This window comes from Marinobacter sp. UBA3604, from assembly GCF_002375325.1.
GTDB lineage: Bacteria > Pseudomonadota > Gammaproteobacteria > Pseudomonadales > Oleiphilaceae > Marinobacter > Marinobacter salarius.
Map to the genome: position 1 here is coordinate 55,277 of NZ_DFMB01000015.1, position 24,258 is coordinate 79,534.

Genomic DNA, 24,258 nt, shown 5'->3' on the forward strand with positions numbered 1-24,258 from the left:
ATCATGCATAACAAATCCGTAGCAGAGCTTTCCCGAGAGTTGGAAAGCGGCAAGATTTCCAGCGTGGAGCTGACCCGGCAGTTCCTGGGCCGCCTTGAAAAGGAAGACGAGCAGCTCAATAGCTTTATCACCATTACGGAAGAACAGGCCCTGGCCGACGCCCATGCGGCAGACGAGCAACGGGCAGCGGGTAAGGCCACACCCTGGACGGGCGTGCCCTTCGCCCACAAGGACATATTCTGCACCAATGGCGTAGCGACCACCTGTGGCTCGAAGATGCTGGCGAATTTTGTGCCGCCCTACGATGCAACGGTCACGGAAAATTTCCGCAAGGCGGGCGCTGTGTGCCTGGGTAAGACCAACATGGACGAGTTCGCCATGGGGTCGTCTACCGAGTCCAGCTATTTTGGCGCCACTGCCAACCCCTGGGGTCTGAGCCAGGGCGAGAAGCGGGTGCCGGGTGGTTCTTCCGGCGGCTCCGCGGCGGCGGTTGCAGCGCGGCTGGTGCCCGCGGCGACAGCCACGGATACCGGCGGGTCCATCCGTCAACCGGCCGCGCTGTGTGGCGTGACCGGGCTGAAACCAACCTATGGCCGCGTGTCCCGTTACGGCATGATTGCCTTTGCTTCGAGCCTGGACCAGGGTGGCACCATGGCCCGCACAGCCGAAGACAATGCGCTGATGCTGAATGTAATGGCGGGCTTTGACCCCAAGGACTCCACCTCCATTGACCGTGACGTTCCGGACTATACCGCAACGCTGAACGAGCCGTTGACAGGGTTACGCATCGGGCTGCCGAAGGAATACTTTGCTGGCAACCTCAGTGCCGCCATGGAAGAACAAGTTCGGGGTGCTATCCGGGAGTACGAGAAGCTCGGCGCCACGGTAAAGGAAGTGTCCCTTCCCCACGCTGACCTCGCCATCGCGGCCTACTACGTTATCGCCCCGGCCGAGGCCTCGGCCAACTTGTCCCGTTTTGACGGCGCCCGTTATGGCTACCGCTGCGAAGACCCGAAAGACCTGCTGGACATGTACACACGCACCCGGGCCGAAGGTTTCGGCACCGAGGTCAAGCGGCGGATTCTGGTGGGCACCTACGCGCTATCCGCCGGCTATTTCGATGCGTACTACCTCAAGGCTCAGAAAGTTCGCCGGCTGATCCAGCAGGACTTTATTAACGCCTTCAAGGAAGTGGATGTGCTGATGAGCCCGACCACGCCCTCCCCGGCCTTTACCCAGGGCGAGAAAACCAGCGACCCGGTGACCATGTACCTGGAGGACGTGTTTACCATTGCCATCAACCTGGCGGGCATCCCCGCCATGTCCGTTCCAGCCGGGTTTGTGGACGGGCTTCCAGTGGGCCTGCAGATTATTGGGGATTATTTCTCCGAAGCTCGCCTGCTGAACGCCGCCCATCAATTTCAGCAGGTGACCGACTGGCACCAGCGCGAACCGCAATAAGCCCGATACAGGAGAACGACTATGCAATGGGACATTGTGATCGGGCTGGAGATTCACGTTCAGCTCGCCACCAAAACCAAGATTTTTTCCGGCTCCAGCACCGCCTATGGTGCCGAACCCAACACCCAGGCCAATGCCGTTGACCTGGCCATGCCGGGCACGCTGCCAGTGCCGAACGAGCAGGCATTCCGCTACGCGGTGATGTTTGGCCTGGCGGTCAACGCCGAGATTGAACGCCGCTCAGTGTTCGAACGGAAGAACTATTTCTACCCGGACCTTCCCAAGGGCTATCAAACAACACAACTGGAGCGCCCGATTGTCGGCCCCGGCTATGTGGATATCGATCTGGCCAGCGGCGAATCCAAGCGGGTGCGTATTCACCATGCCCACCTGGAAGAGGATGCCGGAAAATCTCTCCATGAGGATTTCCACGGCATGACGGGCATCGACCTGAACCGTGCAGGCACGCCTCTGATTGAGGTGGTCACTGAACCCGACATGACCAATGCCGATGAGGCTGTCGCCTTTGCCAAGAAACTCCACGGCATTGTCACGTCCCTGGGCATCTGTGACGGTGACATGTCACAGGGCTCCATGCGCTTTGACGTGAACATCTCACTCAAGCCCAAGGGTTCCGATACCCTGGGCACCCGTACCGAAACCAAGAACCTGAACTCCTTCCGCTTCATGGAGCAGGCCATTGCCCACGAAGTCGAGCGGCAGATGGACATTCTCGAGGACGGTGGCACCATTGTTCAGGAAACCCGCCTGTACAATGGCGACCGGGACGAGTCCCGCTCTATGCGCACCAAGGAAGAAGCCAACGATTACCGCTACTTCCCCTGCCCGGACCTGCTGCCGGTGGAAATCGACGATGCCTTTATCGACGAAGCCCGCAACAGCCTCCCGGAACTGCCGGATGCCCGCAAGGCCCGCTTCAAGGAACAGTACGGCCTGAACGACTACGATGCTGGACTACTGGCTGGCGACTCGAAACTGGCCGCATTCTTCGAAGCCGCCGCTGATCGCGGGAAGGACGCCAAGTTGGCTTCCAACTGGGTTCAGGGCGAATTCTCCGCACGTCTGAATGCGGAGGAAAAATCTGTGGCCGACTCACCGATTTCCGGCAAGCAGCTAGGGGATCTGGTGGTGCGCATCGCGGACAACACGATTTCATCGGCGGGTGCCAAGAAAGTGTTCGAGGCGCTCTGGGCCGGCGAAAATGACAGCGTGGATGCGATTATCGATGCCAAAGGCCTGAAGCAGGTGTCAGACACTGGCGAGCTTGAGAAGATGGTGGACGAGGTTCTGGCCTCCATGCCGGATCAGGTGGCCCAGTATCAGCAGGAATCCGACCCCAAGAAGCAGAAGAAGATGCTCGGCGGGTTCATGGGGCCGCTGATGAAGGCCTCCAAGGGCCAGGGTAATCCGAAGCTGTTTAATGAGATTCTTGTTAAGAAACTTGGGGGCTGATTTCTCAGCGTTTTTGCAGGCTACGGGTGTTGCTTTTTGCTGCAGCCCTAGCCTGCTTGATATGGGGGAGGCCTCGGTGGGAGGCTACCGAACAAGCCGACCCCATAGATCATGCTCATCCGCATGCTCGACCGCAGCCTGAACAATCTGCCCCGGAACAAGATCGGTTTCGTCGTTGAGGTAAACCATGCCGTCAATCTCCGGCGCATCCGCCTTGGAGCGGCCGATCGCGCCTTCTTCGTCGACTTCGTCGATGAGAACGTCAATAGTCTGGCCGATTTTGGCCTGCAATCGGGCCGCTGATATTTCAGCCTGTTTTTCCATGAACCGGGCCAAGCGCTCCTCCTTCACCTCTTCCGGAACGGCACCTTCGATCTCGTTCGCCCTCGCACCTTCCACCGGGCTGTATTTGAAGGCTCCGACACGATCAAGCTGAGCCTCATCCAGCCAATCCAGCAGGTACTGGAAATCTTCCTCTGTTTCGCCGGGGAAACCGACAATAAAGGTGGAACGGATGGTGAGCTCCGGGCAGATGTCACGCCACTTGCGAATGCGTTCCAGCGTCTTGCTGTCGTGGGCCGGGCGTTTCATGGCCTTGAGCACTTTCGGGCTGGCGTGCTGGAACGGGATATCCAGGTACGGCAGGATTTTGCCCTCCGCCATCAGCGGGATCACATCGTCCACGTGCGGATAGGGATAAACGTAATGCAGGCGCACCCAAACGCTCATTTCACCCAACGCCTCACACAGGGACTGCATCTTGGTCTTTAGCGGGCGGCCCTGCCAGAATCCGGTACGGTACTTGGTGTCGACACCGTATGCAGAGGTGTCCTGGGAGATCACCAGAAGCTCTTTTACGCCAGCGTCCACCAGGCGCTTGGCCTCGTCCATCACGTCACCAATCGGGCGACTGACCAGGTCGCCGCGCATGGACGGGATGATGCAGAAGGTGCATCGGTGGTTACAGCCTTCGGAAATTTTCAGGTATGCATAATGCCGGGGGGTCAGTTTGATGCCCTGAGGAGGCACCAGGTCCGTAAACGGATCGTGTTGCTTGTTCGGCGGCACGAACTGGTGCACCGCTCCCACAACTTCTTCGTAGGCGTGTGGGCCGGACACGGCGAGAACACCCGGGTGAGTGTCACGTATCTTATCCGCTTCAACACCCATGCAACCGGTTACGATGACCTTGCCATTTTCATTGATTGCTTCACCAATGGCATCTAGGGACTCCTGCTTGGCGGCATCTATAAAGCCACAGGTGTTCACCACGACGATATCAGCGTCGTTATAGGTCGGTACCACATCGTAGCCGTCCAGCCGAAGCTGGGTCAGGATGCGCTCGGAATCAACCAGGGCCTTGGGGCAGCCAAGACTGATAAAACCCACTTTTCCGCTGCCTGCGGGAACGGATGAAATCTTGTTTGTCATAACCTGCACGAAATCGTGGAGCCGTTAGCGGCCCCGGTGGATGTTGGTGCGTAGTTTACCGCAGCCAATCCGACACCGTAAGTAACAGCTGCCCGTCGTATCCGCCTGATCGCGAGCGCTCCGAATCGATTTTGGTGACACCACGCTCACATTCAGTTCACAAATCTGACAGTTTTGGCGACAGGCAACTTGCTGATCACCAAACAAACAACTAGACTTTCAGGAAGTTAAGATCGAAACAACAAGCGCTTGCTGTTTTTCGCACTCGCCATATTGCAGATTTATGACAATTGGCTGGCTTTCTCGTGTGTATAGAAAGCGTGCCTGGAAAGAAGGCAGCGAGTAAAAATAATAAAGGATTGAACGATGGGTAAGGCTGCCTGCTTTGAAACCAGAGATGCAAGAAGAGTGACTATGAAACCAGTTGCCGCCAAGCCAAACCTACGCAACCAACAACGCGTCGATGTCGCTACCGAAGCCCGGATTGAAAAAACCGACGGCAGCTGCCTTACCTGTAAAGTCTCCAACATTTCCCGAACCGGCCTGATGGTCCTCTGTGATCAGGACTCCGTGAGAAAACTGGTTCCCGGCCAGAAAACACCGGCACCCGGAAACTGGATATCCGTAACAACGACATTCTCTGTGCCGGTTGTTGCCAACCAACCCGTTTCTGTGATCGCCGGAGGCAACATTGTCCACATGCGACGAATTGCCCGCGACCAGTTCCAGCTCGGTATCCAGTTCTCGGAGTTCGAAGGCAATGGTTTCGACTACGTGAACAACTACGTCAGCAAACTGCTTTCCACCTCGTCGCACTAACTCGGAAGTTTTACCCTCCAGCCTTTCCTGCCGCTATATTGTTATAGCAGTAAACTCTAGTTACCCGACTTCTTATGCCATGGCCTGATCTGGTATCATTGCGGCATTCACACGCCCAGCCTCTATCGAATCCGGAGGCACGCAAAGCGGTAACAGGACACGATGACCACTTACAACCTGACGCATCTCAAACAGCTGGAAGCTGAAAGCATCCACATCATCCGGGAAGTTGCAGCCGAGTTCGACAACCCGGTCATGCTCTATTCCATCGGGAAAGACTCCGCAGTAATGCTGCACCTGGCCCGCAAAGCCTTTCATCCCGGCAAGCTGCCCTTCCCGCTCTTACACGTGGACACCACCTGGAAGTTCAAGCAGATGATTGAATTCCGGGACCGCAAAGCAAAAGAGTATGGCCTGGACCTGATCGTCCACAAGAACGAGGACGGGATCAAACAGGGCATCGGCCCCTTTACTCACGGCAGCGCCAAGCATACCGACGTGATGAAAACCCAGGCCCTCAAACAGGCCCTGGACAAGTACAAGTTTGATGCTGCTTTCGGCGGCGCTCGCCGGGACGAGGAAAAATCCCGTGCCAAGGAGCGCGTCTATTCCTTCCGTGACGAGTACCACCGCTGGGACCCAAAGAACCAACGTCCTGAGCTCTGGAACATCTACAACGGCAAGATCAACAAAGGCGAGAGCATCCGGGTATTCCCGCTGTCCAACTGGACCGAGCTGGATATCTGGCAGTACATCTACCTCGAAAACATTGAAATCGTGCCACTTTACTACTCCGCCAAGCGGCCCGTCGTGGAACGCGATGGCACGCTGATCATGGTGGACGACGACCGCATGCCTTTGAAAGAAGGCGAAAAGCCGATGATGAAATCCATCCGTTTCCGCACCCTGGGCTGTTACCCACTGACCGGCGCCATCGAATCCGAGGCAGACACGCTGCCGGAGATCATCCAGGAGATGTTGCTGGCAACCAGCTCCGAACGTCAGGGCCGCGTGATCGACCACGATTCGGCCGGCTCCATGGAACAGAAAAAGCGGGAAGGGTATTTCTAAGATGGCACACCAGTCTGATCTGATTGCGGAAGATATTCAGGCCTACCTGAAGCAACACGAAAACAAGGAACTGCTGCGCCTACTCACCTGCGGCAGTGTGGACGACGGAAAGAGCACCCTTATTGGTCGCCTGCTGCACGACACCAAGATGATCTATGAAGATCATATGGCGAGCCTGAAAAGTGACAGCGCCAAGATGGGCACAACGGGCGAAAAGCTGGACCTTGCCCTTCTGGTCGATGGCCTGCAGGCCGAGCGGGAACAAGGCATCACTATTGATGTTGCCTATCGTTTTTTCTCAACTGATAAGCGCAAGTTCATCATCGCAGACACTCCCGGCCACGAGCAGTACACTCGCAACATGGCGACAGGGGCATCGACGGCTCAAGTTGCGATCCTGATGATCGATGCGCGCCACGGCGTTCTGACCCAGACCCGCCGCCACTCTTACATTGCCTCTCTGCTTGGCATTCGCCACATCGTGGTCGCAGTGAACAAAATGGATCTGGTTGATTTCAGCGAAGAACGCTTCAATGAAATAAAGGACGACTACCTGGCGTTTGCCAATCAGCTTGGCCTGAAGGATATTCGCTTCGTGCCATTGTCTGCCCTCGAAGGCGACAACGTCGTTAACAGGAGTGAGAACACACCCTGGTTCGACGGCCAGCCCCTGATGGACATTCTGGAGACGGTGGAAGTATCCCACGACAAAAATCTGGAGCACTTCCGCTTCCCCGTCCAGTACGTGACGCGCCCGAACCTGAACTTCCGCGGTTTCTGCGGCACCATAGCCTCTGGTGTTGTGCGCCCCGGCGACAAAGTGATGGCCTTGCCTTCACGACGCACCAGCGCAATCAAAGACATTGTGACGTTTGATGGCAACCTGGAAGAAGCCTATATCGACCAGGCGGTCACACTGACGCTCACCGATGAAATCGATGTCAGCCGAGGCGATATGCTGGTCAAGGCTGAGGATGAGCCAGAAGTGGGCAACCGCTTCACCGCCAACATTGTCTGGATGACGGACGGCCCGCTGGAAACCGGTCGCCTTTACGACATCAAGCTCGGCCCGACGTTTACCTCGGCTACCGTCAAAAAGATTCATCACCAGACCGACGTCAACACGCTGGAGAAGAACGACAACCCGTCTGCGCTTCAGCTGAACGAAATCGGACTGTGTGAGCTGACCCTGAGCCAGCCCATTGCGTTTGATGCCTATCAGCGCAACCACGCCACGGGCAGCTTCATTGTGATTGATCGGCTGACCAACGTGACGATCGGTGCGGGTATGATTGCCGGCACTGCAGGCACGGTTGAGTCGCTGGACCCGGTGACCAGCGAAGAGCGCGAGCGCCGTCTGGCGCAGAAGCCTGCCATTATTGCCTGTAACGGCAAGCAGGCCACGGCGCTGGCCCTGGCAGTTGAACGGGCGCTGTTCGATCAGGGCAAGACCTCCGTTGTCCTCAGCGAGGACAATGCCGGCAATGCCGAAGACCGTCGGCGCGCAGCGCAGGTGGTCAGTGCCCATGGCCTGATTGCCATTGCGGTGAACCTGGGTGCGGATGTGGCATCGGCGTCTGTTTCTGCAGACGATGACAAGGAGATCACTGAAGCGGTGACTTCACTGATTCAGGACCTGATGCGGCATAAGCGGGTTTAACCTCGCTTTTGGGACTTTGAGGATAGCCCCCATGGTCTTAGGCCTTGGGGGCTTCTTCGTTTTGGGGCTGATCCCACAGCCCTATAAAAACCATTACAATCCCAACCCCTGAAGGTTTACCCTCAGCCTCCTACACGTTCTATTAACCAAGGGACTCTTGACTCCATGGCCATCAAACAGCTCCGCACTCTCTTCGCCAGCCAGTATCAGCCCGGACAGCCGGCGCGGGTTCGTCCCGGCGAGGCGTTGGCCGAGCCGGGTGGCGACTATGAGGCGCTTCACAAGCAGATGAAGCGCCTGTTCAACAGCAAACCCGGCAAGAAATACGGTCGTTTTTCCGAGGACATCGGTGAAAGTCCGTTCAGCAGCTGGCTGAAGGACTACCGGGAGGACAAGCAAAGCTTTGCGTCGATGACTGACCGTCTTTTTGGGCAATGGCAAGAACTGCTGAACAGCGCCCAGGAGGAATTTGAGGGGCACCTGATGATTGTCCACGAAGCCCTCGCGGATGCGGAGGTGGTTTATCTGTTTATCCTGGAAAACGACAGCGCCATGCGTTTTGATGCCCAGCAAACGTTGGACGCGACGGACATCCTGAGCCTGTCGCGGCTGAATCTGGCGGTGCGCGTGGAATTGGACGACTGGCTGGGTGACAACGCCGGCGAGAACTATCTTACGCTGGTCCACGCTCGTGGTTCCGGGGAAGGCGGTGACCTGTTCATCAAGCTATGCGGTTTCACCAATCAGGTGGATGTGGAGAAAGAGACGCTGACGTTCATGGATGCCGTGGAAGCCTTTGCCAAATCATCCGAACCGGAAGAGGCAGGCAAGATTCGGGCGCGAGCCTATGAGTTCTCGAAGGAGCAGCATGCGTTGGGCGAGCCGGTGGCCATCGAGGCATTGTCGGGCTACCTGGATGAGAACGAGCCTCAGCGTTTCAAGGAGTTTGCCAGTGAGACTGCCGAGCTGCCGGAAAGCGGGGTGTTGCATCCGGATCACCGTAAGGTGAAGAAGCTGGTTCGGATTGCGGGCTCAGGTGGTGGTATGAGCGTGTCGTTCTCTTCGGATCTGGTGAATCAGGCGGTTTACTATGACCGTGACAACGACGCATTGACGATTACGCGGTTGCCTAAGGCGTTGCGGGAGCAGCTGCAACGTTATCTTGAAGGCCGGGAGGAATAGCAGCTCACTGACCTGATGACTTTGGGGGCTGACCTTCTAGACTTAGAACTCTTGGGGCTGGTCCCGCCATGGGGTAGCATTTTCTTCTGGAAAAAGAACTCGCTGCGCTCGGACACCTTTTTCCGGCGGAAAATGCTACCCCACACCGTGACCGATCAATCGACTGTGGTTAATCCTTTTATTGAGGTTCGTTGGTGGCTGATTCTGTTTTATCAGTCCACCTCGGACGGTTGGCTCGCAGCTTTCGGACTTCCTGCATCCAGCCTACGCCGTCGACTAATTCACCGGTTTCCGGGTCTATAGGCGGGTATGGCAGGTTGCGGTCGTCGCAGTAGCGTTTTACGACCGGCTGGCACCAGCAGAACAGCAGACGGTTGTATTCATCGTCTGGTAGCCTCTGGTGGGCATACAGGCCTGCCTGTTTCCTCTGCCGTTGTGCTTCGGACAGAATAATCGCACAGGCGGACGACACGTTCAGGGACTCCACCATGCCCATCATGGGGATCACAATGTGCTCGTCAGCCTGTTCGGCAGCGCTGTCGCTGACACCATCTACTTCATTACCCATGATCACCGTGCAGGGCACGGTGAAATCCGCTTCCCGGTAATCAATCGCTCTGTCCGACAGCTGGGCGGCGTAGAGTTTGTGCCCCTGCCCTTTCAGCTCCGAAACCGCCTCATCCATTGTCGGGTGCGTGTGGGTGGTGACCCAGTTGTAGCTGCCGCCGGCGGTTTTTCGGAAGGCACGGAAACCTTCCCGCGGCCAGACCACGTGCATGCTGGCAAGACCAAACGCATCGCAGGAGCGGATGATGGCCGACAGATTGCGGGGTTTGTGGACCTGGTCGGTTAGGACGCTGAGATCGGGCTGGCGAGTATCCAGGGTTTGTTTGATTCGGGCCAGGCGTTCGGGAGTCATGATTGTTTGAGCGTTCTAAAAAATTGGAAAAACCAATACTACCACAAGCGATTTAGAGGATTGCCGAGACAAAGGTGGTTGCCGATTGATCACCCCGTTATAATGTGCAGCTAACTTTTTTAAGCGCCACTCCCAACCTCCCGGCGCAAATCACACACCAAGCACGTTGAGAATCATGGCCAAGAAGCTGTACATCAAGACCCATGGCTGCCAGATGAACGAGTACGACTCATCACGTATGGCAGACCTGCTTCGCACCGGCGAAACCGTCGAAATGACCGACTCGCCGGACGACGCCGACATCCTGTTGCTGAACACCTGCTCAATCCGCGAAAAAGCGCAGGAAAAAGTGTTCCACCAGCTGGGTCGCTGGAAGAAACTGAAAAACAGCAAACCGGACCTGATCATCGGTGTAGGCGGTTGCGTGGCCAGCCAGGAAGGCCAGGCTATCATCGACCGGGCACCCTACGTGGACATGGTCTTCGGGCCGCAAACCCTGCATCGCCTGCCGGATATGATCACCGAAGTTCGCGCCAAGGGTAATGGTGTTGGCGTGGTAGATGTCAGCTTTCCGGAAATCGAGAAGTTCGACAACCTGCCTGATCCCGGCGCAGACGGCCCGTCCGCGTTTGTTTCCATCATGGAAGGCTGCAGCAAATACTGCACCTTCTGCGTGGTGCCCTACACCCGTGGCGAGGAAGTCAGTCGTCCGGTGGACGACGTGATCGCGGAAGTCGCCCACCTGGCCAGCCAGGGCGTACGTGAGGTGAACCTGCTGGGCCAGAACGTGAACGCCTACCGTGGCGAGACCCACGATGGTGACGTGATGGATATGGCGGAGTTGGTGACCCTGATCGCCACCATCGACGGCATTGACCGTATCCGGTATACCACCTCACACCCGGTGGAGTTTTCGGACTCACTGATCGAGGCCTATGAGCAGGTACCAGAGCTGGTCAGCCACCTGCACTTGCCAGTGCAAAGTGGCTCAGATCGGATACTGGCAGCCATGAAGCGCGGCCATACAGCTCTGGAGTACAAGTCCAAACTTCGCCGCCTGCGCAAGATTCGCCCGGACATCAGCTTCTCCTCGGATTTCATCATTGGTTTCCCGGGGGAAACCGAGAAGGATTTCGAGGACACTATGAAGCTGATCAACGATATTGGCTTCGATATGTCGTTCAGCTTCATCTACAGCGCCCGGCCCGGCACTCCGGCGGCGGACCTGCCGGATGACACGTCACTGGAGGTGAAGAAACAGCGCCTGAGCATTCTCCAGGACCGGCTGAACCAGAATGTGATGGACATCAGTCGCAAGATGGTGGGCACGACACAGAGTATTCTGGTGACAGGCTTGTCCAAGAAGGACCCCGGTGAATACGCGGGCCGTACCGAGAACAACCGTATTGTGAACTTCCGGCATGAGAATCCGGAGGTGGTTGGGCACTTTATTGATGTGGAGATTCGGGAGGCTCTGCCTAATTCTCTTCGCGGGGTTCCTGTGGGTTCCGGGATGTATTAAACCTGGGCCCCACGCGTCTCGGGTTTGGTGAATGGCGAGTGGTGGGGACCTCCTCCCAAAAAACGCTACAAGCACATCCATGTGCGCTTGGGCTCCGCCATCCATGGCTCCGCACATTTTTGGGAGGAGATCCCCACCACTCTCCGCAACTTCTTCTCGTGTCTTCAGCGTGCAAATGGTCTTGTATTTAAACAAGTGAGCCTGCACATAGTTGGATAAGGGCGCTGGCCGGAGGACTATTCCAAAAACGTGGAGCGCCAGGGATGGCGCGACCGAGCCCTACATGGACGTATTCACGGGCGTTTTTTGGAATAGTCCTCCGGCCAGCGCCCGATTGCACAATTCATGACATACCCGCTCCCTGAATCCACGGGAGTAAACAAACGGAGCACTTTTGAACGCCAACGATCACCGACAATTCGACCTACACCCGGTAGACCAGCGCCGGCTGACCACCCTCTGCGGCCAGTTTGATGAGCACCTGAAGCACATTGAGCGGCGCATGAACGTCAAGATTGGCCGCCGAGGCCATCATTTCCGGGTGGAAGGTGAAACTGAACACGTGGCAGCCGCTACGGAAGTTGTCCGGCACCTGTATCGGGAAACCGAAGCCAACGATGATATCTCGCCGGACATGGTTCATTTGTTTATCCGCGAGACCGGATTCGAACGGCTGCCAGATGACGTCCCATACAAGGGCGCCGTCACCGTCATCAAAACCCCGAAACTGCAGGCCAAGCCCAGAGGCGAGAACCAGCAGAAATACGTGCACAACATCCGTACCCACGATGTGAATTTTGGCATTGGCCCCGCCGGTACCGGCAAGACATGGCTGGCGGTGGCGTGCGCAGTTGAGGCACTGAAAGACGAACAGGTGAAGCGCATACTGCTGGTCCGGCCGGCCGTGGAAGCCGGCGAAAAGCTCGGCTTTCTGCCGGGTGACCTGGCCCAGAAGGTGGACCCTTACCTGCGCCCCCTCTACGACGCCCTCTACGAAATGCTGGGCTTTGATCATGTGACGCGGCTGATCGAAAAAAGCGTGATTGAGATCGCGCCGCTAGCCTTCATGCGCGGCCGCACGCTCAATAATTCGTTCATCATTCTGGATGAGAGCCAGAATACCACCCGCGAACAGATGAAGATGTTCCTGACACGGATCGGGTTTGGTTCCACTGCCGTGATCACCGGTGACACCACCCAGGTGGATCTTCCCCGCGGGCAGAATTCCGGCCTGATCCATGCGGCCGGTGTGCTGAGCAAGGTGTCCGGTATTGGCTTCACACGGTTCGAGGCCCGCGATGTGGTGCGTCACCCATTGGTGCAGCGGATTGTCGAGGCTTACGATTCCTTTGACGACGGGAGCGCCACAGGCCAGTGAGTGAACTGACAGTGGACTTGCAGCGGGCCATCGAGGTACCCGAGGCGCCAGATGACATCGAGTTTGAGCGCTGGGCCCGGGCCGCATGGTTGGGTGAGAATCCATCCGAGGTGACGATCCGTATCGTTGCCAGTGATGAGAGCGCCGAGCTGAACAGCCAGTATCGCGGGAAATCAGGGCCAACCAATGTACTGTCCTTCCCATTTGAGGCGCCAGCCGGTATAACGGTTCCGTTGGCCGGTGATCTGATCATTTGTGCCCCGGTTGTTGAAAAAGAAGCAGCCGAGCAGCATAAAACACTGACGGAACACTGGGCCCATATGGTGGTGCACGGTATGCTGCACCTTCAGGGCTACGACCACATTGAAGACAATGATGCCGAGGTCATGGAAGCCCTCGAGATCCGGCTGCTTGCGCAGCTCGGGTTCAGCAATCCTTACGAGACAGAGGAAACGGAAAAAGACTCATGAACGACGATCAGTCGAGTCGCAGTCAGGGCAGCAACAAGTCCTGGCTGGAGCGTATATCACAGGCCTTCTCCAGCGGGCCTGAGTCCGTCGAGGACGTGCTGGAAATCCTGCGGGACGCCGAGTCCCAGGAAATCATCGATACCGATGCCATGAGCATCATCGAAGGTGCCATGCAGGTGATCGACATGCGGGTGGATGAAATCATGATTCCCCGCTCCCAGATGGTCACCGTCAAGGCATCCCAGGACCCGAAAGAGTTCCTGGGCGAAATCATTTCATCTGCCCACAGCCGCTTCCCGGTCATTGGCGACAGCCAGGACGATGTCATTGGCGTACTGCTCGCCAAGGACCTGCTCCCTCTGGCCCTGAACAACGACCTCAACTGGACCCGCATCCGCGAGATTCTTCGCCCTCCCACGTTCGTACCGGAGAGCAAGCGCCTGAACCAGCTATTAAAAGAGTTCAAGGAAACCCGCAACCACATGGCCATTGTAGTTGACGAATACGGTGGTACTGCCGGCCTGATCACCATTGAGGATGTGCTGGAACAGATCGTGGGCGAAATCGAAGACGAACATGACTTCGACGAGGAAACCCACATCAAGGCCCGCGGCGATGGCACTTACGCCGTGAAGGCAGTCACCCCCGTCGACGACTTTAACGAATTCTTCGAGACCGAGCTGGACGAAGAGGAGTTCGACACCATTGGCGGCGTTGTACTCAAGGAATTCGGCCATCTGCCCAGACGGGGCGAGTCGGTTGAGTTTGGCGGATTGCAGTTCACCATTGCCAACGCCGATAACCGTGTTATCCGTCTGCTGCAGGTAACGCGTGGTGATGACCAGTAATACAACGGCCCGAACCTCCGAACTGACATCCGCCCTGTCCGAGCACGCCTGGCTGCGAGCGGCCACTCTGCTCGTTGCCGGGGCCTTGCAAACACTCACCTTTTCACCCTTTAACTGGTGGTGGCTGGGGCCGTTGTCGGTCGCGCTGATACTGTTTTGCTGCCTGCCGCTCGCCCCGCAAAAGCTGTTTCGGGCTGGCTGGCTGGTCGGATTGGGGCTGTTCGGTACGGGCGCAAGCTGGGTCTACATCAGCATCAGTGAACACGGCAACACGTCCGTTCCACTCGCGATCATACTCACCGTCATTTTTGTGTCGGGACTCGCTCTTTTCCATGGTCTGGCGTTCTGGGCCTGGGGAAAACTTGCCAAAAACAACGCGGTCAGGCGGCTGATCCTGTTTCCGGCGGTGTGGATACTCTGTGACTGGGTCCGGGGCTGGCTACTGACAGGGTTTCCCTGGCTGTATCTGGGCACCGCCCACGTTGATGGGCCTCTGGGCGGCTTCGCCCCCTTAACGGGCGTCCACGGGCTTACGTTCTGGGTGGCCGTGACCGGCTGCGCAATTCCAGGCTGTTGGTGGCTGGTCCGGAAAGCCCGCCATGCCAGCACGGCGCTCGTCGCCGGCGTGGCGCTGCTGCCCTGGGTAACCGGCCCGGCTTTTTCTCAAGCACAATGGACGACCCTGCAGACAGAACCAACCACGTTTGTCGCGATGCAGGGCAACATTCCCCAGCAAATCAAGTGGGACCCGGACTTCCTCCGGGACCAGATCGTCGCTTACCTGGAGCTGACTGAAGACCACTGGGATACCGACCTGATTCTGTGGCCGGAAACCGCTATTCCGATTCCCCAGGACCAGGCTGGCAAAATCATCGACCACATCGGTGAGGAACTGGGAGAGAGCAGCACACTGATTACCGGCATCCCCTGGTACGGCTTCAGTGACCGCATTGAAGACTTTACGTACCACAACAGCATCATGGCCATCGGTAGCGGCGGCGGCATCTACCATAAGCAGAAGCTGGTGCCTTTTGGTGAGTATGTGCCGCTGCAGCAGTGGCTTCGCGGTCTGATCGGCTTTTTTGACCTGCCCATGTCCAGTTTCAGTCGCGGCCCTGCCAATCAGTCGCCGCTTGAGGCCAATGGCATCAGGATCATGCCGTTTATCTGCTACGAAGTGGCCTACCCGGACTTCGTCGCCACCAATGCCCGCAACAGTGGCATGCTGCTGACCATCAGCAACGATGGCTGGTTTGGCGATTCCATTGGCCCGCTGCAACACCTACAAATCGCCCGCATGCGGGCACTGGAAACCGGTCGTTATATGCTGAGGGGCACGAATAATGGTGTAACGGCCATTATTGACGAGAAGGGCCAGATCACCGAAACCATCCCGCAGTTTGAGCGTGCGGTGATGACAGGTGAGGTCTATGCGGCGAAGGGCAATACGCCCTACATGCAATCCGGGTCCTGGCCGGTGTTGACGCTGGCGGCGATTCTTATTGTGTTTGTTCGGGAGCGGGTGATTCCCCGGAACTGAGTAGCCTGGACTTTGGTGCCTGGCCACGGGGTGGAGGCCCTTTTCTTTGGAAAAAGAACTCGCTTTGCTCGGACACCTTTTTCTGGCAGAAAAGGGCCCCCACCCCATGGCCGCTCCGGTTTTGTGCTTAACGCCTTTTGCTCGGCCTGTATTTATTCTGACTTCCTTGGCCAGCGGCTGGTGACGCGTTCGTAGTAGTGGGAGCCGCAGGCGTCACAGGGTTCCAGATGGCTGGTTGCGGTCAGGCAGCGCATGTGGCTGCAGTTCAGGCATTTGAACATGCCGGCCGTGGCCACTTCGCCGCTGATATACTGGCTGGGCTCGTGGTTTTCCAATTTCTGGTTCAGCTCCAGCGTATCCAGTCGGGTTTTATCCGCTACCGAGAACAGCATATCCGCCAACTGGTGCTCCAGCAGTGAGATATCCAGTTGCAACCATTCCTTCAGACCTTCGCCGGTTTCTTCCACAAAATGCAGCAGGTGTTCGAGGTCCCGCTGCAGATACGCGCCAAGCAGGTCCGCTTCTTCGCGGGTCATCTCTGCCAGTTCATACTCAAACTCCACCGCCCGCTCGATTTCGTCTTTCAAGGTATCGCGAGTGGTATTCTCCATATCACTGAGCCGGGCCTGGACCCGCTCCAGCATGCGGTCGTAGGCCTCGAGAGCCCTGCCTGAGAGATGATTGCGTTCTGGTTCGGTCATGACTGCTCCCTCATGGTGTACGGTCGGAGTGGCTATGGCTGATCAGGGCACGCTGTGAATACATCCCTGTACGCTTGACAAAAACATCCCTGTTTTTGACATCCCTGATCAGCCATAGCCACTCCGCCCTATACCAAAACAAGTTGCAAACTTACGCCAAGCGCCTGGGCGGGCAGGTGCGGCTGACTGGGACCGTAAAAAACAGGGATGTTTTTTACGAGCCTACAGGGAAGTATTCACGGCGTGTCCCAGTCAGCCGCACCTGCCCGCCTTCACCCCAAGCATGGCACAGTATCGGCAAATTGGCAGACTACCTGTTAAGCCTTGTGTGCGTTAGAATGTCCGGCCTCTTCGCACATCTTTTTGATACGGTCTGATAAAGGGTAACTTTGGTAATGGCAGGAATGGACCAGCAATACAATCCGCGCGATGTTGAACAACAAGCCCGTACCTATTGGGAAGAAAACAACACGTTTACGGTGAAGGAAGAACCGGGCAAACCCAAATACTACTGCCTGTCCATGTTCCCCTACCCCAGCGGCAAACTGCACATGGGGCACGTGCGCAACTACACCATCGGCGACGTCATTTCCCGTTACCAGCGCATGCAGGGCAAGAACGTCATGCAGCCCATGGGCTGGGACGCGTTCGGTCTGCCCGCTGAGAACGCCGCCATTGCCAATAAGACTGCGCCGGCGAAGTGGACCCACGCCAATATTGCCTACATGAAAAACCAGCTCAAGCAATTGGGCTTCGGTTACGACTGGAACCGCGAGCTGGCGACGTGCAAGCCGGATTATTACCGCTGGGAGCAATGGTTCTTCGCCCGTCTTTACGAAAAAGGCCTGGTGTACAAGAAGATGTCCACCGTCAACTGGGACCCAATCGACCAGACGGTGCTGGCCAATGAACAGGTGGTTGATGGTCGCGGCTGGCGCTCCGGCGCGTTGGTCGAGCAGAAAAAGATTCCCCAGTGGTTTATCCGCATTACCGACTACGCCGAAGAATTGCTGAATGATCTGGACGAGCTGGAGGACTGGCCTGAGCAGGTCAAGACCATGCAGCGTAACTGGATTGGCAAATCCGTGGGTACCGAGCTGACCTTCCCCCTCAAAGGCCGCGAGGACGCGCTGGACGTCTACACCACCCGCCCGGACACGCTCATGGGCGTGACTTACATGGCCGTGGCCGCCGAGCACCCCATTGCCAAGGCCGCTTCCGAGCGCTATCGCGAGGTTGCTGAATTTGTCGAGCAATGCCGTAACAGCAAGGTTGCCGAAGCCGATATGGCAACCATGGAAAAGAAAGGCATCGATACCGGTTACAAGGCCATTCATCCGCTGACGCAGGAAGAGATTCCCGTTTACGTCGCCAACTTCGTGCTCATGGAGTATGGCACTGGCGCATTGATGGCGGTGCCCGGCCATGATGACCGGGACCACGAGTTCGCGCTCAAGTATCGCCTGCCCATAAAGCAGGTTATCGCCGCCACAGACAGCCGCGAAATCGATGTTCAGGAGCGCGCCTTCACCGAAAAAGGTGTTCTGGTATCCTCTGGAAAGTACAACGGCCTGACCAGTGCCGAGGCGTTTGACGCAATCGCCGATCATCTGGAAGAAAGCAGTATTGGCAAGCGCACGGTCAACTATCGCCTGCGGGACTGGGGCGTGTCGCGCCAACGCTACTGGGGCGCTCCAATCCCGATGATGACCCTGGACGATGGCACCGAACGCCCGGTACCGGACGATCAGTTGCCGATCACACTGCCCGAAGACGTGGAGATGGACGGCGTCCAATCTCCCATCAAGGCAGATCCGGAATGGGCAAAGACCAGCTTTGAAGGCCAACCGGCCACGCTGGAAACAGACACCTTTGACACCTTTATGGAGTCGTCCTGGTACTACGCCCGCTTCTGCAGCCCCAACTACGACAAGGGCATGCTGGACCCGGCTGCCGCCAACTACTGGCTGCCGGTGGATCAATATATCGGCGGCATCGAGCACGCCATTCTGCACCTGCTTTATGCGCGCTTCTTCCATAAGCTGCTGCGGGATGTGGGGCTGGTCAACAGTTCCGAGCCCTTTAACCGCCTTCTGTGCCAGGGCATGGTGCTGGCCGAAACCTATTATCGTGAAGACGATAACGGTGCAAAAATCTGGATCTCGCCAGCGGATGTCGTTACTGAGAAAGACGACAAGGGTCAGGTCGTGCGCGCCGTTCACAAGGACGACGGACAACCGGTGGTGGCCGGTGGTGTCACCAAGATGTCCAAGTCCAAGAACAACGGCATTGACCCCCAGGCTATTATCGATGAGCACGGTGCCGATACCGTGCGTCTGTTCATGATGTTTGCGGCGCCTCCAGAGCAGTCACTGGAATGGTCCGACAGCGGTGTTGAGGGCGCCCACCGTTTCCTCAAGCGCCTGTGGCGTATGGTCAGCGAGCACACTGAAAGCGGAATAGTTCCTGCCCTGGATACCACCGGCCTCAGCGAAGGTCAGCGCAATCTTCGTCGCAAGACCCATGAGACTATTGCCAAGGTGAGCGACGATGTCAGCCGACGGTTGACGTTCAACACCTCCATCGCAGCGGTGATGGAACTGCTCAATGATGTCAGCAAACTGACTGACAATGAGCCCCAGAGCCTGGCGGTTCGCCAGGAAGCACTGGATACCGCGGTACTCGTCCTGTCTCCAATCGTTCCCCATATCTGTCACCAGTTGTGGCACGCACTGGGTCACGATGAGCCTGTGGTTGACGCGCCCTGGCCGGAGGCGGACAAGGACGCCATGGTTCGCAGCGAGATTCAGGTTGTCCTGCAAGTGAATGGCAAAGTCAGGGCAAAAGCCGACGTCCCAGCGAACATCGAGAAGAGCGCACTGGAAGCTCTGGCACTCGAGAATGAGAACGTTGTCCGTTTCACCGAGGGCAAAACCGTGCGAAAGGTCATCGTTGTGCCCGGTAAACTGGTGAACGTGGTGGCGAACTGATATGAACCTCCCGGCGAGCCTACCCAAGATACTTCCGGCTGGCCTCGCCCTGTCACTTCTGGTGTCAGGATGCGGGTTTCAGCTACGGGGCGCCCCGCCGGTGTCGTCCGCATTGCAGCCGCTGGCTGTTGATTGCTCCGGCGATGTGCCAGAAAAGCTGTGTGGCTCGGTGAAGGAACAGCTGTCTCTGGGCAACATCGACCTTCAGCCCTCCGAAAAAGCCGATTATGTGCTCAGCATCAGCAATTTCCGCCGGGAACGTCGTGCCAGCGCCATCACCGTGCGCGCCGCGGCTGCCGAGTATACGTTGCGGCAAACGGTCGATATTGAGGTTTTGACCGCCGACAAGGTTCCTCTGATCGCCCCAACCGACTTGAATAGCAGTGAAACCTATCGCTACGACGAATCCAATGTGCTGGCCAAGCAACGGGAAGAGGAAGCCCTCCAGGAGCAACTCTATGACCGACTGGCCCAGCAAATTATCTTTCGCCTGGCGCCCCTTGACCGGGATCGCATAGACCGGCTGAAACAGGAAGCGGAACAGACCCGCGATCAAGACAGTGGCCAACCATGAAGACCCAGGCCCACCAGCTACCCCAGCTTCTCCAGAAAGGCTTGTCACCTGTCTACCTGGTGTCAGGCGATGAGCCCCTACTGGTTCAGGAATGCTGCGACCAGATCCGGAAGACTGCGCGGGAAGCGGGCTATCAGGACCGGGTAACCTTCCACGCCGACCAGCAGCTGGACTGGAACCGCGTGGGCGAGGAGTTTGGTGCGCTATCGCTGTTTGCCGAAAAACGCCGTATCGAAATACACCTGCCTACCGGCAAATTGGGTGATGGCCGCGCCGTTCTTGAAAGCGTACTGCAGAATCCTCCTGACGACATTGTGCTGCTACTGATCAGCGCACGGCTGGATGCCGCCGAAACCCGCCGGAAGTGGTACAAGGAATTGCAGGACAAAGGCGTACACGTGCCGGTATGGCCCATTGATACTGATAAATTCCCGGGTTGGCTGCAACAGCGGGCTCGCAACCATGGCCTCAGCCTTACCCGCGGCGCACTGGACATCCTGGCGGAACGCCTCGAGGGCAACCTCCTGGCGGCAAGTCAGGAACTGGATCGCCTGGCGTTATTGGGCACCGGCGCCACCATCGACGAAGACACCGTCGAACAGGCTGTTCAGGACAGCTCCCGCTTCAACGGTTTTGAGCTGGTGACAGAACTCCTCGCGGGCCGGGCCGCCCACGCTCGCAAAATCGTCGGGGTACTGCAGCAGGAAGGCGAGAACCCGCTGGGATTGCTGGCGGTGCTGACACGGGACCTGAACCTCACCATGGAGCTGAATATCGCCGCGGCCAAACGGGAGAATACTGCCGGCTTCCTCAAGAAGCGCGGCGTGTTCCAGCCCCAGCGCGCAAAGGCCGTTGAACAAGCGGCGAGACGCCTGAACCGCCACCAGCTCAATACCGCACTGGAACTATGCAGCACCACCGACAGGGCCGCCAAAGGCTTTGATACGCTCTCCCCCTGGCATTACCTGCAAGACCTGATCACCTTGCTTGCAAGACCCGCCTGACTCCGCGAAATGGCCGTCATCCGGCTTGACAGTTTTCGATATTCAGTAGCATCGTATAGTTGTTAACTGTTAAAGGAGGTGCGTGATATGAGCTTCCAGGACGAACTGAAAAAACTGTCCGAAAAGATTAAACAGTACCGTGACGAAGCACGGGTTCAGATGCATCTGGCCCATGAGGACGTGAAAGACGAGTGGGACGATCTGGAGAAGGACTGGGAACGGTTTCGGAGCAAACTCGATCACATCCTTCACGACGCCGAAGATGCATCAAAAGAGGCTCGCGAGACCGCTCATAAGCTGGGCGAAGATTTGAGAACGGGTTACCAGAATCTGCGCAACCGAAAGAAGTGAAGTGTTAACCAGTTAACATAATGCAACAAATAGCCACACAGAGGCTCTCTCCCTTTGGAGCCTCTGTGTCATACTTCTCAATTATAAATGAATAAACCGTCATTTTTCTGACCGGCCAGATCTAACCACTTCCTTTCCTGGCCCGATCAGCAAAGGCGCTGTCACGCGCTGAGAGGTATAAATGGCCTATGAAAACTAAAAACGTTGTTTTGGTCGCACTGGCGGCCTTGCTTATCCCGTCTCTCGTCATCAGCCAGAACACCCGCTTCAGTGACCCGGACACCGTTGTAAAAAACGAGTTCTGGGGCAACCTTTATGCCCAGGGCGGCAACTCCTTCTTCTGTGACACACCCTTCAAAAATAAAGGCTTTGTCCTTACGGAAGGCTATGTCTACCCTCTGGCAGAAGTTCGCAATGCACTTGGGTGCGGCACCAGCAGCCAATGCGACGATGACGACAGATACCGGCAGATTGCATCGGACCTTCATAACATGGTCCCCGTGCGCAGTCGCATTGAAATGTCCCGGAGAAACGCGATTTACGAAGAATTGGGCAATGCAAGCAGCCCGGACGAGTGCGGAATTCGCGAGAGTGCGCAGTTTTTTGAACCCCCGCAAAAGGTAAAAGGCGATATCGCCCGCACGGTTGCCTATATGGTGGACACCTATGACCTGCCCTGGGCAGGCGCTTCCCGGGTGTTCAAGAGCTGGAATCAGATCGATCCACCGGATGATCGAGAGCTTGTCCGCCATCGCCAGGTGGCCGACATTCAAGGTAACGAAAACCCGTTTGTTCTTGATCCAGGCCGGATAGAAAACCTGTAAGCGAGTATATAGAGCAGCACAAAAAGGCAGGCCCGCGGGCCTGCCTTTTTGTTCACCGCTGACTACTCAGAACTCCTCAGCCGTCAGAGCCATCATTGAGTCGCTACCACTGCGAATGCCCTCAGCCAGTGCGACGGTCTTCGGCAGCAATCGGTCGAAGTAGAAGCGTGCGCTCTTCACCTTGCCGGTGTAGAAGCCAGAGGTGTCGCCATCGGCCTTCGGTGCCGCCACTTTAACCATTTTGGCCCACATATAGCCGAGAGCCGTCAGGCCAAACAGGTCGAGGTAGTCCACGGAGGCCGCGCCCACAGCGTCCGGGTTATCCCCAGCCTGCTTGATCACATGCTCAGTCACATCCGACAGGCGCTCAAATGCTGCTGCCAGTGGCTCCAGGTAGGGGCGCAGGTTTTCGTCGCTGCTGTTTTCCTCGATGAAGGTGGCCACGTCCTCAGCAAATAGCTCATAAAGCTTGCCCTGGCTGCCGACCACTTTCCGACCCATCAGGTCCAGCGCCTGGATGCCGTTCGTGCCTTCGTAGATCTGCGTTATGCGGCAGTCGCGAACCAGTTGTTCCTGGCCCCACTCCCGGATAAAGCCGTGACCGCCGAAAACCTGCTGGCCCATGATACAGGCGTCCAGGCCACGATCGGTCAGGAAAGCCTTCGCTACCGGTGTCAACAGCGCCACCATGCCCTCGGCATGCTTGCGGCGCTCGTCATCGTCGGAATACTTGGCGATATCCAGCCACTGAGCAACATAGGTAGAGAACGCGCGCCCTCCTTCCACATACCCTTTCATGGTTAGCAGCATGCGGCGCACATCAGGGTGGACCAGGATCGGGTCCGCAGCTTTTTCCGGCTGCTGGGCACCCGTGGGAGCTCGGCTCTGGATACGCTCCAGAGCGTATTCACGAGCACTCTGCAGCGATGCTTCAGCAGCACCAACACCCTGGATGCCCACGCCCAGACGCTCATAGTTCATCATGGTGAACATGGCGGCCAGTCCCTTGTTCTCCTCGCCAACCAGCCAGCCCCTGGCGCCGTCGAAGTTCATCACGCAAGTAGCGGACCCCTTGATGCCCATTTTTTTCTCGAGGGAACCGCAGCTCAGGCTATTGCGCTCGCCAAGGGAGCCGTCTTCGTTGACTGCAAACTTGGGCACCAAAAACAGGGAAATCCCCTTGGGGCCCTTGGGCGCATCCGGCAGCTTCGCCAACACCAGGTGGATGATGTTCTCCGCCATGTCGTGCTCGCCCCAGGTAATGAAAATCTTGGTGCCCGTTACACTGAAGGATCCATCGCCATTAGGCTCGGCCTTGGTGCGGATAATCCCCAGATCCGTGCCCGCATGAGGTTCCGTCAGGTCCATAGCGCCTGACCAGGTACCCGCGTACATATTAGGCAGGTATTTTTCCTTGAGCTCCTGACTGCCATGGGCGTCCAGGGCCAGGCAGGCGCCCGCCGTCAGCATCGGGGCTAGGCCAAAGGCCATGTTGGCCGCCTGCATCATCTCCTCAAACTGGGCAACCAGAGTTTTTGGCATGCCCATACCGCCAAACTCCGGGTTGCCGCCCAGGCCGTTCCAGCCACCCTCAACGATGGTCTGGTAGGCCTCGCGAAACCCCTCGGGTGTGGACACGTCGCCGTCATTCCACTTACAGCCTTGCTCATCGCCCTCGCGGTTCAGAGGAGCCAGCACACCACTGGTAATCTTACCGGCTTCTTCCAGAATGGCATCGGCAGTGTCCGGGTCAACGTTCTCTGCCACTTTGGGCAGAGACGCCCAAAGAGCCGGCGCATCAAATACTTCATTCAGGACAAAGCGCATGTCACGTAAAGGTGCCTGATAATCAGCCATTTCAAAACTCTCCACAATTCAGTCAGTCTGCGAAGTGAACAACGATGGACCTTCGGCCCTGATCACTTCCTCGGCTATGTGTCCGCACAGGTTATATTTATGGTGGCCTATTCTACCCTATCGGAGCCCCCAACTCATGGAGCACCGGCGGCCATGTCATCAAAAAAGCCCGCCTCCTGGGAG

The 24,258-nt window shown here is 57.2% G+C and carries 20 protein-coding genes; 16 read left to right on the forward strand and 4 right to left on the reverse strand.

Going from position 1 to position 24,258, the window contains the following annotated elements:
* Nucleotides 1–3 precede the first annotated feature (3 nt).
* Nucleotides 4–1,461 carry an Asp-tRNA(Asn)/Glu-tRNA(Gln) amidotransferase subunit GatA gene (gatA, locus tag B2590_RS04370; RefSeq protein WP_286810878.1) on the forward strand — a complete coding sequence of 486 codons (1,458 nt, stop codon included), beginning with the start codon at nucleotides 4–6 and terminating at the stop codon, nucleotides 1,459–1,461.
* Between the two features lie 21 nt (nucleotides 1,462–1,482).
* A complete protein-coding gene (gene gatB, locus B2590_RS04375) occupies nucleotides 1,483–2,934 on the forward strand; it encodes an Asp-tRNA(Asn)/Glu-tRNA(Gln) amidotransferase subunit GatB (protein WP_036209830.1) in 1,452 nt (483 codons plus the stop codon).
* Nucleotides 2,935–3,018: 84 nt separating this feature from the next.
* Here the strand turns inward: gatB and rimO are convergent, their stop codons facing one another.
* On the reverse strand, nucleotides 3,019–4,365 hold the full coding sequence (rimO, locus tag B2590_RS04380) for a 30S ribosomal protein S12 methylthiotransferase RimO (protein ID WP_286810879.1): 1,347 nt from the start codon (nucleotides 4,363–4,365) through the stop codon (nucleotides 3,019–3,021).
* A 414-nt stretch (nucleotides 4,366–4,779) separates the two neighbouring features.
* Here rimO and B2590_RS04385 point away from each other — a divergent pair, with 414 nt between their 5' ends.
* The 4 genes from B2590_RS04385 (at nucleotide 4,780) to B2590_RS04400 (ending at nucleotide 9,097) form a co-directional block, all read left to right on the forward strand.
* Nucleotides 4,780–5,184 (forward strand): PilZ domain-containing protein, encoded by a 405-nt coding sequence (locus B2590_RS04385; RefSeq protein WP_036209818.1) that lies wholly within the window; start codon nucleotides 4,780–4,782, stop codon nucleotides 5,182–5,184.
* Nucleotides 5,185–5,346: 162 nt separating this feature from the next.
* On the forward strand, nucleotides 5,347–6,255 hold the full coding sequence (gene cysD / locus B2590_RS04390; RefSeq protein ID WP_036209815.1) for a sulfate adenylyltransferase subunit CysD: 909 nt from the start codon (nucleotides 5,347–5,349) through the stop codon (nucleotides 6,253–6,255).
* 1 nt (nucleotide 6,256) lies between these two features.
* Nucleotides 6,257–7,915 (forward strand): sulfate adenylyltransferase subunit CysN, encoded by a 1,659-nt coding sequence (gene cysN / locus B2590_RS04395; RefSeq protein WP_036209812.1) that lies wholly within the window; start codon nucleotides 6,257–6,259, stop codon nucleotides 7,913–7,915.
* Nucleotides 7,916–8,080: 165 nt separating this feature from the next.
* Entirely contained in the window at nucleotides 8,081–9,097 is a 1,017-nt protein-coding gene (locus B2590_RS04400) for a nucleoid-associated protein (RefSeq protein ID WP_075196518.1), read from the forward strand.
* 178 nt (nucleotides 9,098–9,275) lie between these two features.
* On the opposite strand, the gene trmH is transcribed toward B2590_RS04400, so the two are convergent.
* Entirely contained in the window at nucleotides 9,276–10,016 is a 741-nt protein-coding gene (gene trmH, locus B2590_RS04405; RefSeq protein WP_286810882.1) for a tRNA (guanosine(18)-2'-O)-methyltransferase TrmH, read from the reverse strand.
* A 175-nt stretch (nucleotides 10,017–10,191) separates the two neighbouring features.
* On the opposite strand from trmH, the gene miaB reads away from it, so the two are divergent.
* The 5 genes from miaB to lnt all read left to right on the forward strand — a co-directional run bounded on the left by miaB (nucleotide 10,192) and on the right by lnt (nucleotide 15,774).
* Nucleotides 10,192–11,538 carry a tRNA (N6-isopentenyl adenosine(37)-C2)-methylthiotransferase MiaB gene (gene miaB, locus B2590_RS04410; RefSeq protein ID WP_269400094.1) on the forward strand — a complete coding sequence of 449 codons (1,347 nt, stop codon included), beginning with the start codon at nucleotides 10,192–10,194 and terminating at the stop codon, nucleotides 11,536–11,538.
* A gap of 394 nt (nucleotides 11,539–11,932) precedes the next feature.
* Nucleotides 11,933–12,916, forward strand: a complete 984-nt coding sequence (locus B2590_RS04415; RefSeq protein ID WP_007154798.1) for a PhoH family protein — start codon at nucleotides 11,933–11,935, stop codon at nucleotides 12,914–12,916.
* On the forward strand, nucleotides 12,913–13,386 hold the full coding sequence (gene ybeY, locus B2590_RS04420; RefSeq protein WP_036209787.1) for an rRNA maturation RNase YbeY: 474 nt from the start codon (nucleotides 12,913–12,915) through the stop codon (nucleotides 13,384–13,386). Before B2590_RS04415 ends, ybeY begins: the two co-directional genes overlap by 4 nt.
* Complete coding sequence (locus B2590_RS04425) at nucleotides 13,383–14,234, forward strand: HlyC/CorC family transporter (RefSeq protein ID WP_036209781.1); 852 nt, start codon at nucleotides 13,383–13,385, stop codon at nucleotides 14,232–14,234. The genes ybeY and B2590_RS04425 overlap by 4 nt, the downstream gene beginning before the upstream one ends.
* On the forward strand, nucleotides 14,224–15,774 hold the full coding sequence (gene lnt, locus B2590_RS04430; protein ID WP_278366735.1) for an apolipoprotein N-acyltransferase: 1,551 nt from the start codon (nucleotides 14,224–14,226) through the stop codon (nucleotides 15,772–15,774). The genes B2590_RS04425 and lnt overlap by 11 nt, the downstream gene beginning before the upstream one ends.
* 152 nt (nucleotides 15,775–15,926) lie before the next feature.
* Here the strand turns inward: lnt and B2590_RS04435 are convergent, their stop codons facing one another.
* Nucleotides 15,927–16,475, reverse strand: a complete 549-nt coding sequence (locus B2590_RS04435; protein WP_269400096.1) for a zinc ribbon-containing protein — start codon at nucleotides 16,473–16,475, stop codon at nucleotides 15,927–15,929.
* A gap of 404 nt (nucleotides 16,476–16,879) precedes the next feature.
* On the opposite strand from B2590_RS04435, the gene leuS reads away from it, so the two are divergent.
* From leuS to B2590_RS04460, 5 genes are all read left to right on the forward strand, one after another.
* Nucleotides 16,880–19,465: a leucine--tRNA ligase gene (gene leuS, locus B2590_RS04440; protein ID WP_041336351.1), complete on the forward strand. Its 2,586-nt coding sequence runs from the start codon at nucleotides 16,880–16,882 to the stop codon at nucleotides 19,463–19,465.
* Between the two features lies 1 nt (nucleotide 19,466).
* On the forward strand, nucleotides 19,467–20,039 hold the full coding sequence (lptE, locus tag B2590_RS04445) for an LPS assembly lipoprotein LptE (RefSeq protein WP_041332416.1): 573 nt from the start codon (nucleotides 19,467–19,469) through the stop codon (nucleotides 20,037–20,039).
* On the forward strand, nucleotides 20,036–21,043 hold the full coding sequence (holA, locus tag B2590_RS04450) for a DNA polymerase III subunit delta (protein WP_041332415.1): 1,008 nt from the start codon (nucleotides 20,036–20,038) through the stop codon (nucleotides 21,041–21,043). The genes lptE and holA overlap by 4 nt, the downstream gene beginning before the upstream one ends.
* A gap of 87 nt (nucleotides 21,044–21,130) precedes the next feature.
* A complete protein-coding gene (locus B2590_RS04455) occupies nucleotides 21,131–21,394 on the forward strand; it encodes a hypothetical protein (protein ID WP_041332414.1) in 264 nt (87 codons plus the stop codon).
* 188 nt (nucleotides 21,395–21,582) lie between these two features.
* Nucleotides 21,583–22,218 (forward strand): endonuclease, encoded by a 636-nt coding sequence (locus B2590_RS04460; RefSeq protein WP_041332413.1) that lies wholly within the window; start codon nucleotides 21,583–21,585, stop codon nucleotides 22,216–22,218.
* Between the two features lie 66 nt (nucleotides 22,219–22,284).
* Here the strand turns inward: B2590_RS04460 and B2590_RS04465 are convergent, their stop codons facing one another.
* On the reverse strand, nucleotides 22,285–24,075 hold the full coding sequence (locus B2590_RS04465) for an acyl-CoA dehydrogenase C-terminal domain-containing protein (RefSeq protein ID WP_075196522.1): 1,791 nt from the start codon (nucleotides 24,073–24,075) through the stop codon (nucleotides 22,285–22,287).
* Nucleotides 24,076–24,258: the final 183 nt, after the last annotated feature.

Bases quoted from the DNA above. Each gene is read 5' to 3' on its own strand.
- gatA (WP_286810878.1), top strand. From the start codon at position 4: ATGCATAACAAATCCGTAGCAGAGCTTTCCCGAGAGTTGGAAAGCGGC.
- gatB (WP_036209830.1), top strand. From the start codon at position 1,483: ATGCAATGGGACATTGTGATCGGGCTGGAGATTCACGTTCAGCTCGCC.
- rimO (WP_286810879.1), bottom strand. From the start codon at position 4,365: ATGACAAACAAGATTTCATCCGTTCCCGCAGGCAGCGGAAAAGTGGGT.
- B2590_RS04385 (WP_036209818.1), top strand. From the start codon at position 4,780: ATGAAACCAGTTGCCGCCAAGCCAAACCTACGCAACCAACAACGCGTC.
- cysD (WP_036209815.1), top strand. From the start codon at position 5,347: ATGACCACTTACAACCTGACGCATCTCAAACAGCTGGAAGCTGAAAGC.
- cysN (WP_036209812.1), top strand. From the start codon at position 6,257: ATGGCACACCAGTCTGATCTGATTGCGGAAGATATTCAGGCCTACCTG.
- B2590_RS04400 (WP_075196518.1), top strand. From the start codon at position 8,081: ATGGCCATCAAACAGCTCCGCACTCTCTTCGCCAGCCAGTATCAGCCC.
- trmH (WP_286810882.1), bottom strand. From the start codon at position 10,016: ATGACTCCCGAACGCCTGGCCCGAATCAAACAAACCCTGGATACTCGC.
- miaB (WP_269400094.1), top strand. From the start codon at position 10,192: ATGGCCAAGAAGCTGTACATCAAGACCCATGGCTGCCAGATGAACGAG.
- B2590_RS04425 (WP_036209781.1), top strand. From the start codon at position 13,383: ATGAACGACGATCAGTCGAGTCGCAGTCAGGGCAGCAACAAGTCCTGG.
- lnt (WP_278366735.1), top strand. From the start codon at position 14,224: ATGACCAGTAATACAACGGCCCGAACCTCCGAACTGACATCCGCCCTG.
- B2590_RS04435 (WP_269400096.1), bottom strand. From the start codon at position 16,475: ATGACCGAACCAGAACGCAATCATCTCTCAGGCAGGGCTCTCGAGGCC.
- leuS (WP_041336351.1), top strand. From the start codon at position 16,880: ATGGACCAGCAATACAATCCGCGCGATGTTGAACAACAAGCCCGTACC.
- lptE (WP_041332416.1), top strand. From the start codon at position 19,467: ATGAACCTCCCGGCGAGCCTACCCAAGATACTTCCGGCTGGCCTCGCC.
- holA (WP_041332415.1), top strand. From the start codon at position 20,036: ATGAAGACCCAGGCCCACCAGCTACCCCAGCTTCTCCAGAAAGGCTTG.
- B2590_RS04455 (WP_041332414.1), top strand. From the start codon at position 21,131: ATGAGCTTCCAGGACGAACTGAAAAAACTGTCCGAAAAGATTAAACAG.
- B2590_RS04460 (WP_041332413.1), top strand. From the start codon at position 21,583: ATGAAAACTAAAAACGTTGTTTTGGTCGCACTGGCGGCCTTGCTTATC.
- B2590_RS04465 (WP_075196522.1), bottom strand. From the start codon at position 24,075: ATGGCTGATTATCAGGCACCTTTACGTGACATGCGCTTTGTCCTGAAT.